The organism is Amycolatopsis sp. NPDC003861, assembly GCF_053605405.1.
Genome location: NZ_JBSGJD010000113.1, coordinates 19,299 through 28,697, shown reverse-complemented (window position 1 = coordinate 28,697; position 9,399 = coordinate 19,299). Strand labels below are relative to the sequence as shown.

Genomic DNA, 9,399 nt, shown 5'->3' with positions numbered 1-9,399 from the left:
GTGCGGGCCACCAGGCCCTCGGCGTCGGCGGCCAGCCGGGGCCGGACCAGGGTGGCGTGCGCGGCGAACGCGCCGACGGCGACGGCCGCCAGCGCGAACAGCACCAGCCCGCCGCGGTCGCCGGTCAGCGCGTCGGCCACCACGCCGGCCAGGAGCAACGCGGTGACCACCCAGGCCGATACCACAACGGCCTGACGGGGCGCCCAGGAGGTGGGGTAGTTATCCACAGGGGTTATCCACACTGGGGATGAGTCACACCGCTGTAATTCGACGTCAAGCCGCCGATCGGAGTAATAATCAGCGCCAGCGCATGGTCATGAGCAGACCCGCGATCATCAGCGCGAACCCGCCGGCGAAGTTCCAGTTGCCCAGGTCGGCCATCCAGGAGATCTTGTCCCCGGCGATGTAGTTGACCAGCAGCCAGACCAGGCCCAGGATCATCAACCCGAACATCGGGATCTTCCAGGCGAGGCCGGTGGGGCCGGCGGCCCGCACCTTCACCGGCGTGCGCCGGTCGGCGGGCGGGGTGTACGCCGTCTTCTTGCGGACCTTGGACTTGGGCATCGTGTGTTCCTCGCGGTGCTCTTCGGGCTCGTCTGGTGGCGACGTCCCGCTGAGGGTGCGCAACCGGCGCCACGTGCACACGTTAACGTAAACGACCGCAGGAAAGCAGCGGCCAGGAGTGGTCGGATTTCCCGGACCGTGACAACGGCGTCACCCAGGGTTCGACGCGGCTTGAGAGGAGCTTGCGTGGCTACGCGCGAAGGACCGGACGACGACCGGCGCAGACACCCCGGACAGCCGCCGACGCCCCAACGACGTCCCGCCACGCCCCCGCGCGGCCAGATGCCGCCCCACCAGCCGCAACGCGGCCCCCAGGGCCAGCCGCCGAGGCGGCCGCAGGGCCCGCCGCCCCGCCGCTACACGAGCCCGCCCCCGCCGCCCGGCTCGGCCGAGGAGACGATCGTCTTCGCCCCCGTCGGCAAGGGCGGCACGGCGACCAAGGAGAAGCCGCCCGCGGCCCCGCTCGGCAAGGGCGGCGTCGCGATCCGGACGGCCGGCGAAGTCCTCATCACGCTAGGCCTGGTCGTGCTGCTGTTCATGGTCTACGAGCTGTACGTGACCGACCTGTTCTCGGCGGGCAAGCAGTCCGAGGCGAGCGACCAGCTCGACGGCGAGTGGGCGCACGACCGCACGCTGCACCCCGAGCTGATCGACGGCAAGGCGTTCGCCCGCATCCACATCCCCAGCTTCGGCGTCGACTACAACTTCACCATCCAGGAGGGCACCGACGACGCCGCCCTCGAAGTCGGCCCCGGCCACTACAAGGGCACGGCGCTGCCCGGCGAGCCCGGCAACTTCGCCGTGGCCGGCCACCGCGTCGGCAAGGGCGCCCCGTTCAACGACCTGGACAACCTCTCCTCCTGTGACCAGATCGTGATCGAGACCTCCACCGACTTCTACATCTACAAGGTCCTGCCCTACGACGACGAGATGCAGGACTGGGCCGGCGGCAAGGGCGCCGACCCCAAGTGCAAGGGCGTCTCGACCCTGCGTGACGGAGGTGCCGAGGACGGCGGCGCGTACAGCGAGACGTTCGGCCGCAAGGTCGTGCTGCCCAGCCAGGGCACCGCGGTGAACCCGGTCCCGTACAAGGGCGCCGACGTGCTCCCGAAGGCCCAGCAGGCCGCGCTGCTCACGCTCACCACCTGCCACCCCCAATTCTCCGCCCGCGAGCGGCTCATCATCACCTCGGTGCTGACCCAGCAGGTGCCGAAGAACCAGGTCAAGGACTACGGCGACCTGCTTTCGAAGATCGGGGAGGCCTGATGTACGCCTGGATCTGGCGGAGGCTGCCGGGCCCGTTCGCGGCGAAGCTGACGGTCGCGGTCGTGCTGGTGCTCGGCGTGATTGCGCTGCTGATGTTCGTGGTGTTCCCGTGGCTGGAGCCACGGCTGTGGTTCAACGAGGTCGCGGTCAACTGAGCCGGAACCCGCCGGGCGGGCGATCCGTTGCCCTTCTCGGGAGAGGGGCCGCGATGAGGACACGTCAGAAAGACCGTCACAACCCGCCGCCGGAAGACCCGTGGAACGAGGTCGGGCCGCGGCTGTGGATGGGCGGGCACATCCGGGTCGGCCCGGACGGCGAAGAGCCGGTCGTCGTCCGGCGCGAGTTCGACCTCGTGCTGAGCCTGTACCAGCGCGAGGGCCACGGGCCGGCGCCCGGCATCGAGCACCACTTCGCCGAGATGCCGGACGGGCCGCTGACCGAGGCACAGCTGGCCGACGTCGAACGGTTCGCGACGCTGGCGGCCGAGGCGGTCCGCGCCGGCCGGCTGACACTGGTGCGCTGCCACGCCGGGCTCAACCGGTCCGGGCTGGTCGTCGCCCAGACGCTCGTCGAGCTCGGTCTCGGCGTCCCGGCGGCGATCGAGCGGGTCCGGCAGCGGCGCTCGCCGTCGGCGTTGAGCAACCGGCTCTTCGTGCAGTACCTCGAGAGCGGGCTGCCGACCGCGCGCCTGCTCGCCGGGCTGGACGCTTGAGGTTCGGCGTCTTCCTGGTCAGCGGCCGCTTCCCGGGCCAGCGGGACGGCGACGTCCTGCGCCGATCCGTCCGGGCCGCGGAACTGGCCGAAGAAGCCGGCTTCGACGACGTCTGGTTCGCCGAGCACCACTTCCTGCCCTACGGCGTCTGCCCGTCCGCGATCACCCTCGCCGCGCACGTGCTCGGGCGCACGTCGCGGATCGGGGTCGGGACCGCGGTCAGCGTCCTGTCGACGACGCACCCGGTCGCGCTGGCCGAGCAGTGGGCGTTGCTCGACGCCGTCTCCGGGGGACGGCTGCGGCTCGGCGTCGGCCGCGGTGGGCCGTGGCAGGACCTCGAGGTGTTCGGCACCGGGCTGGACCGGTACGAGACCGGCTTCGAAGAGAGCCTCGACGTCTTCCTGCACGCCACCACCGGCCGCGTCGGCGCCGAGGGCCGCCATTTCACCTTCCGGGAGGTGCCCGTGGTGCCCGAGCCGGAACGGCGGCCGGACGTCGTCGTCGCGTGCGGGGGACCGAACTCGGCCGCGGTTCGGCAGGCCGCCGAACGGAACCTGCCGCTCCTGCTCGGCCTGCACGCCGACGACCACGAAAAAGCGCGAACCGTCGCGGCCTACGGGAAACCCGCGGACCACGTTTCGACCGTGCTCTGCCAAGTGGGTGCTGCGGAAGTGGTGCGGAAAGCCCTGCCGGGCTGGCTGGCGGACGGTCTCGGCGCGCACGTCACGGTCGACGGACGACCGGGGCCGACCCGGAATCCGCTGGAGTACACCGAACGGCTCTGCGCCATTCACCCGGTCGGCGATGCGGCCCACTGCGTCCGGACGCTGGGAACGAGCCTCCGGCGCACCGGCGTCTCCCACGTGCTGATGCTCGTGGAAGCGTCGGGTACGCCGGAGGGCACGTTCGAGAACATCGCGCGGATCGGCACCGAGGTGCTGCCCGCGCTGCGGGCTAGCAGTCCCGCAGTTCCGGGCTCTGGTTGAGCAGCTGGCCGCGCGGGGAGACGAACGCGCGGTAGCGGGCACCGTCCACTTCGGACTGGCGGAACACGGCGACCCGGTGGCAGTTCTGGAACGCCAGCTTGACGCCGAAGTGACGCTCGAGGCCGCCGCGGATGGCGTCCGAGGCCAGGGCGCGCAGCAGCTGCCCGCGGGCGGCCTCGCTCGGCGGCGGTGTCTCGTTGTCGGCGAAACCGTCCGCCGCGCCCTCGGCGTCGGCGATGACGCCGGTGATGACCTCCCAGGCGTACGGCAGGGATTCCTTGATACAGGTGACGAACTCGGCGTCGGTGACCTCCCCGCGCTCGGCCTTCTCCAGCAACGCGGGTGACACGTCCAGGGACATCGAACCTCCAGTTTGAGCAGGGCCACCCTCTTGGCTACCGGCCGGGTGGCCCGGCCACAAGAGAAAACGATGATCATCACCACTTTGGCGGAAGGCTCACTCCCAGCGGAACAACCGGGCCGCCAGCGCCGTCCCGAGCACCGCGAACGCGGCGAGCGCGGCCAGCTGCAACGGCTGCACGCCGGTGCCGACCCAGGCGTCCTGCAGCGGCTGCGAGCCCGGCGGCACGTAGTCGCCGATCCGCTGCAGCACGACCGGCATCAGCGGCCGCGGCAGGTACACGCCGCCGAAGAACATGATCGGGACGAACAGGATCATCGCCAGCGCGCCGGCGCTCTTGGCCGTGCTCGCGATCGACGCCGTGATCAGGCCCAGCGAAAACGTCGAGACCACGCCGAGCAGCAGCGTCAGCAGGAACACCAGCGGGTGCTTCGGCAGCGGGACGTCGTAAGCGACGTCGGCCGCGCCGAGCAGGAGCGCGATGCCGGCCAGCGCCACCGCGACGTGGATCGCCAGTTGCGCCACGAGCAGGTTCGCCGGGTGCACCGGGGTCGTCGCCAGCCGGCGCAGCACGCCCTGCTCGCGGTAGGTCGCGACGGCCGCCGGGATCGACTGCAGGGCCAGCATCGCCAGGGCGATGACCACCAGTGACGGCACCCACGCGTCGATGAACCGGTACCCGCCCGCCTTGTCGCTGGGCTCGGTCATGCCCGGGATCGCGCCGATCGCGAGCAGCAGGACCGTCGGCAGCAGGACGCCGGCGATCGCCATGAACGGCGACCGGAGGAAGACCTTCGCTTCGGTCGCGGTGATCTTGGTGAAGGTGCTCATCGGGCGCTCCTGGTCAGCGAGACGAACGCATCGTCCAAAGTGGAGGCTCCGGCGGTGGCGCGGAGCTCGGTCGGGGTGCCGGTGGCGACCACGCGCCCGGCGTCGAAGATCGCCACGCGGTCGCAGAGCCGCTCGGCTTCGTCCATGAAGTGGGTGACGAGCAGGACCGTGACACCGGCGGCGCGCACGCCTTCGACGAGCTGCCACGTTTCGCGGCGGGCGTGCGGGTCGAGGCCGGTGGTCAGCTCGTCGAGGATCGCCAGCTCCGGCTGTCCCACCAGGGCCAGGGCGATCGACACGCGCTGCTTCTGGCCGCCGGACAGCTTGCCGAAGTAGCTCCGGGCGTGGTCGCGGAGGCCGAGCTGGTCGAGCAGGACGTCGATGTCGGCCGGATCGGGGTAGAAGGACGCGAACAGCTCCAGGGCTTCCCGCACCCGAAGCTTCGCGGGCAGCCGGCTTTCCTGCAGCTGGACGCCGACGCGGCGGGTGAGGGCGGGGTGGTCGGTCGCCGGGTCGAGGCCGAGCACGGAGATCGTGCCGCCGTCGGGCCGGCGGAGACCCTGGAGGCATTCGACGGTGGTGGTCTTCCCGGCGCCGTTCGTGCCGAGGATGCCGAAGATTTCGCCGCGCTCGACGGTGAACGAAACGCCGTCGACCGCGACCCGGGTGCCGTAGCGCTTGCGGAGATCGGTGACTTCGATGAGTGGCATGGCTCCGAAACTACGAACCGGCGGCCGCCGGGGTAATGACGCTGAATCCCCAGCTCAGGTAGCGTTTTGCTGAAGCGGGGGTGGGGCTGGGCCCACCCCGTTCGGGGGGCTTCGGGCAGTGCGGCGCGCGGGCGGCCCGGCCAGGATCTCCAGGGGAAGGAGGTGCCGGATGACGTACCTGCGTGCGATCGGCCGGGCGTTCGCGCTGGCCGCGTTCTCATTGCTCAGCTGGATCGACGTGCTCGTCCAGCTGATCGCGTTCGTGCTGCTCTGCGGCGGGCTCGTCTTCTTCCTGGGCCCCGCGGTCGAATGGGCCCGCGGCCGGTCGGCGGTCATGCGGACGCTGGCCGCGCGCTGGTGCGGCGTCGAAGTCGCGGCGCCGTACCGGCCCGAGCCGCCGGAGCCGGTGCGCGAGCGCGACGGCTGGTACCGCGAGGGCAACCAGCTCTACAAGCGGGCGTTCTGGATCCGCTGGCAGCACCGCCTCACCTGGGCGCTGGAGGACCCGGCGGCACAGCGCGAATTCAGCTGGCAGCTGGTGAACCCCCTGGTCACGCTGCTGCTGCCGGTGGCCGTCCTGCTCGGCGGGCCGCGGGTGCTGCGCGGCTACGGCCGCTGGACGCGCTGGTGGCTCGGGCCGCGCCCGGCCGCCGAGTCACGCAAGAACCGGCTGCACCGGCACCTCGAAGCGCTGGGTCACCAGTTCGGCATCCTCGCGCTTTCGGTGGTGCAGCTGGCCTTTTCGGTGGTCCAGCTGGTGGTCGTGGCCTTCGCCACCCCACTGGCACCCCCGGTCGTGCTGTGGAGCCGCTCGATCACCGACACCCTGCGCCGCGAAACCGAAAACTGGACCGGGGTGCGGATCCCGCGGCCGTACCAGCCGCCGCCCGGGTTGCCACTGCCCCGCCCCGACGGGCTCTACCAAGTCGGCCGGCAGCTGTACGACGAACTGCTCTGGCCGCTCCAGAACGCCCGCACGAAGTGGATCCTGGCCGACCGGGCCACCTGGCGGGACATGGCCGGCGGCGCACTGAGCTCCCTCGTGTCGCTTGCTTGCTCGTTGCCGGCGCTCGTGTTGTTCGGCTGGGGCATGACCGGTATCTGGCTGCTCTGGGTGTGGCGGCCGTTCGTGTCGTCCCGTGTCCAGTGGTCCCCGCTGCCCGAGGTGTCGACGCACCTGGGTGCGCTCGCGCAGACGCCGTTGATCCTCCTGGCGCTGGTCATCGCCGTGGCGCCGGCGCCGTGGCTCGCCCGGCAGCAGGCCCGCTTCGCACGGGTGTGGTTCGGGCCGACCGAGTCCTCCCGGCTGGCCCAGCGCGTCGAACGGCTCGAGCGGACGCGTTCCGACGTCACGGTCACGCAAGCGGCGGAACTGCGCCGGATCGAGCGCGACCTGCACGACGGCATCCAGTCGCGGCTGGTCGCCATGGGCATGAAGCTCGGCGCGGTCGAGGCACTGGTGGACACCGACCCGGAGGCGGCGAAACGGCTCACGGCGGAGCTGCGCGCGGCGTCGTCGGAGGCGCTCACCGAACTGCGTGCGCTGATCCGCGGCATCCACCCACCGGTGCTGTCCGAACGCGGGCTGCTGGACGCCGTCCGCGCGCTGGCGCTGGACAGCCCGCTGAAGGCGCAGGTCACCGGCTCGTTGCCGGGCCGCGCCGAGGAACCGGTGGAGTCCTGCGTGTACTTCGCGGTGTCCGAACTGCTCGGCAACGCGGCGAAGCACGGCGCAAAGCGGGTGACGATCGAGGTGGGGTTCGCCGGCGAGCTCCTGACCGTGGTGGTCACCGACGACGGCCCGGGCGGCGCGAGCCCGGCCCGTGGTTCGGGACTGCGCGGAATCGAGCGCCGGTTGGGCGGCTTCGACGGTAGGTTGACGCTGACCAGCCCGATCGGCGGCCCGACGAAGGCGACCCTGGAGATCCCGTGTCAGCTCGACCAAGAACTCTCGTCGCCGAAGACCAGTACCTCCTCCGAGACGGCCTGACGCACCTGCTGACCGCGCACGGCTTCGACGTCGTCGCGGCGGTCGCCACCGGCCCGGAACTCGTGGCGGCGCTACGCGAACACCGGCCCGAGGTGTCCATTGTGGACGTCCGGATGCCGCCGACCAACACCGACGAGGGACTGCAGGCCGCGTTGTCCGCCCGCCGCGAGGTGCCCGGCCTGCCGATCCTGGTGCTGTCGCAGCACGTCGAGCAGCTGTACGCGCGCGAACTGCTGGCCGACGGCACCGGCGCGATCGGCTACCTGCTGAAGGACCGCGTGTTCAACGCGGAGCAGTTCATCGACGCCGTCCGCCGGGTCGCGGCGGGCGGTACGGTGATGGATCCCGAGGTGATCGCGAAACTGGTGGCGGGCAACGCTTCGGACCCACTGGCGGCGTTGACCCCGCGCGAGCGCGAAGTCCTGTCGCTGATGGCGGAAGGCTGCTCCAACGCGGCGATCGCCGCCCGCCTGCACTTCAGCGAAGGAGCGGTCGGCAAGCACACGGCGAACATCTTCGCGAAGCTGGACATCACCGCTTCGGACGACACGAATCGCCGGGTGCTCGCCGTGCTGGCGTACCTGGGTTCCTAGCCGCGCGAGATCCGGGTCATCTCGTCGCGCTCGACGACCTTGACCCGATCGCGACCCGTTGCCGAACCCAGCGCCTTCTCGTGCGCGTCGAGCCGGCCCCAGCCGTCCCAGTTCGTGAACGGGATGCCGCGGGTCTCGAGGAAGTCCAGGATCGCGTCCGGGGAAGCGAACTTCGGGGCGGCGAGGGTGTCCGCGTCCGCCAGGAGACTGGCGATCGTCTCGGCCGCGTCGCCCTTCGTGTGGCCGATCAGGCCGACCGGGCCGCGCTTGATCCAGCCCGTCACGTACACGCCCGGCAGCTGGTTCTCGTCGAGGTCCAGCACGCGCCCGGCCTGGTTCGGCACCACGCCGGCGACGTGGTCGAACGGCAGCTCGGGCAGGTGCGACGACAGGTAGCCGACCGCGCGGTACACCGCCTGGACGTCCCAGTCGTGGAACTCGCCGGTGCCGCGGACGTTCCCGTCGCCGGTCAGCTCGGTCCGCTCGGTGCGCAGGCCCGTCACCTTGCCGTCCTCGCCGAGGACCTCGGCGGGGGAGTGGAAGAAGTGCAGGTGCAGCCGGCGCTGCCGGGTGCCCGGCTCGCGGATGGCCCACTCCTGCAGCGTCTTCACCACCATGTCGATCTGCTTGGACGCGCGCAGGGCCGCGATGCTGCCCTCGTCGAACTCGATGTCCTCCGGGTGGACGATGACCTCGACGTTCGGCGAGTGGTCCAGCTCCCGCAGCTCCAGCGGCGTGAACTTCGCCTGCGCAGGGCCGCGGCGGCCGAACACGTGCACGTCGGTCACCGGGCTGGCCTTGAGGCCCTGGTAGACGTTGTCCGGGATGTCGGTGGTCAGCAGCTCGTCGGCCGTCTTCGCCAGCACCCGCGCCACGTCCAGTGCGACGTTCCCGACGCCGAGGACGGCGACCGAGGACGCGGTCAGCGGCCAGGTGCGGGGGACGTCGGGGTGGCCGTCGTACCAGGAGACGAAGTCGGCGGCGCCGTAGCTGCCGTCGAGGTCGATGCCCGGGATGTCGAGCGCGCGGTCGGCGGACGCGCCGGTCGAGAAGATCACCGCGTCGTAGAACTCGCGCAGCTCGTCGAGCTTGATGTCGGTGCCGTAGTCGATGTTGCCGAGCAGCCGGATGTTCGGCTTCGAGAGCACCTTTTCCAGCGCCGTCACGATGCCCTTGATGCGCGGGTGGTCGGGCGCGACGCCGTAGCGGATCAGCCCGAACGGCGCGGGCATCCGCTCGAACAGGTCGATCTGCACGTCGGCGTCGGACTTGTCGAGGATGTCGGCGGCGTAGATGCCGGCGGGACCGGCACCGACCACGGCTACACGAAGAGAACGGCTCACCCGACCCACGGTAAGTTAGGATTACCTAACCTGAAATGTGATT

The 9,399-nt window shown here is 71.0% G+C and carries 11 protein-coding genes; 6 read left to right on the top strand and 5 right to left on the bottom strand.

Annotation, left to right across the window (positions count from 1 at the left end; translation table 11 throughout):
* Positions 1 to 297 precede the first annotated feature (297 nt).
* Positions 298 to 564: a cell division protein CrgA gene (gene crgA, locus ACWEVN_RS26150; RefSeq protein ID WP_176173814.1), complete on the bottom strand. Its 267-nt coding sequence runs from the start codon at positions 562 to 564 to the stop codon at positions 298 to 300.
* A gap of 282 nt (positions 565 to 846) precedes the next feature.
* On the opposite strand from crgA, the gene ACWEVN_RS26145 reads away from it, so the two are divergent.
* The 4 genes from ACWEVN_RS26145 to ACWEVN_RS26130 are packed head-to-tail and all read left to right on the top strand — an operon-like array spanning position 847 to position 3,528.
* Entirely contained in the window at positions 847 to 1,830 is a 984-nt protein-coding gene (locus ACWEVN_RS26145) for a class E sortase (RefSeq protein WP_452053050.1), read from the top strand.
* Entirely contained in the window at positions 1,830 to 1,985 is a 156-nt protein-coding gene (locus ACWEVN_RS26140) for a hypothetical protein (protein WP_452053049.1), read from the top strand. Before ACWEVN_RS26145 ends, ACWEVN_RS26140 begins: the two co-directional genes overlap by 1 nt.
* Positions 1,986 to 2,038: 53 nt before the next feature.
* Complete coding sequence (locus tag ACWEVN_RS26135; RefSeq protein ID WP_452053048.1) at positions 2,039 to 2,542, top strand: protein-tyrosine phosphatase family protein; 504 nt, start codon at positions 2,039 to 2,041, stop codon at positions 2,540 to 2,542.
* A complete protein-coding gene (locus tag ACWEVN_RS26130) occupies positions 2,539 to 3,528 on the top strand; it encodes an LLM class flavin-dependent oxidoreductase (RefSeq protein WP_449683063.1) in 990 nt (329 codons plus the stop codon). The genes ACWEVN_RS26135 and ACWEVN_RS26130 overlap by 4 nt, the downstream gene beginning before the upstream one ends.
* Here the strand turns inward: ACWEVN_RS26130 and ACWEVN_RS26125 are convergent.
* The 3 genes from ACWEVN_RS26125 to ACWEVN_RS26115 all read right to left on the bottom strand — a co-directional run bounded on the left by ACWEVN_RS26125 (position 3,497) and on the right by ACWEVN_RS26115 (position 5,430).
* A complete protein-coding gene (locus ACWEVN_RS26125) occupies positions 3,497 to 3,889 on the bottom strand; it encodes an SCO5389 family protein (protein WP_452053047.1) in 393 nt (130 codons plus the stop codon). The genes ACWEVN_RS26130 and ACWEVN_RS26125 overlap by 32 nt on opposite strands.
* A gap of 96 nt (positions 3,890 to 3,985) precedes the next feature.
* Positions 3,986 to 4,720, bottom strand: a complete 735-nt coding sequence (locus tag ACWEVN_RS26120; protein WP_449683064.1) for an ABC transporter permease — start codon at positions 4,718 to 4,720, stop codon at positions 3,986 to 3,988.
* Positions 4,717 to 5,430: an ABC transporter ATP-binding protein gene (locus ACWEVN_RS26115; RefSeq protein WP_452053046.1), complete on the bottom strand. Its 714-nt coding sequence runs from the start codon at positions 5,428 to 5,430 to the stop codon at positions 4,717 to 4,719. The genes ACWEVN_RS26120 and ACWEVN_RS26115 overlap by 4 nt, the downstream gene beginning before the upstream one ends.
* Positions 5,431 to 5,599: 169 nt before the next feature.
* On the opposite strand from ACWEVN_RS26115, the gene ACWEVN_RS26110 reads away from it, so the two are divergent.
* Together ACWEVN_RS26110 and ACWEVN_RS26105 are read left to right on the top strand one after the other, a co-directional pair.
* A complete protein-coding gene (locus tag ACWEVN_RS26110) occupies positions 5,600 to 7,420 on the top strand; it encodes a histidine kinase (RefSeq protein ID WP_452053045.1) in 1,821 nt (606 codons plus the stop codon).
* Positions 7,360 to 8,013 (top strand): response regulator, encoded by a 654-nt coding sequence (locus ACWEVN_RS26105; protein ID WP_449683067.1) that lies wholly within the window; start codon positions 7,360 to 7,362, stop codon positions 8,011 to 8,013. The genes ACWEVN_RS26110 and ACWEVN_RS26105 overlap by 61 nt, the downstream gene beginning before the upstream one ends.
* Here the strand turns inward: ACWEVN_RS26105 and ACWEVN_RS26100 are convergent.
* Positions 8,010 to 9,356, bottom strand: a complete 1,347-nt coding sequence (locus ACWEVN_RS26100; protein ID WP_452053044.1) for an FAD-dependent oxidoreductase — start codon at positions 9,354 to 9,356, stop codon at positions 8,010 to 8,012. The two genes, ACWEVN_RS26105 and ACWEVN_RS26100, sit on opposite strands and share 4 nt — an antisense overlap.
* Between the last annotated feature and the right edge of the window lie 43 nt (positions 9,357 to 9,399).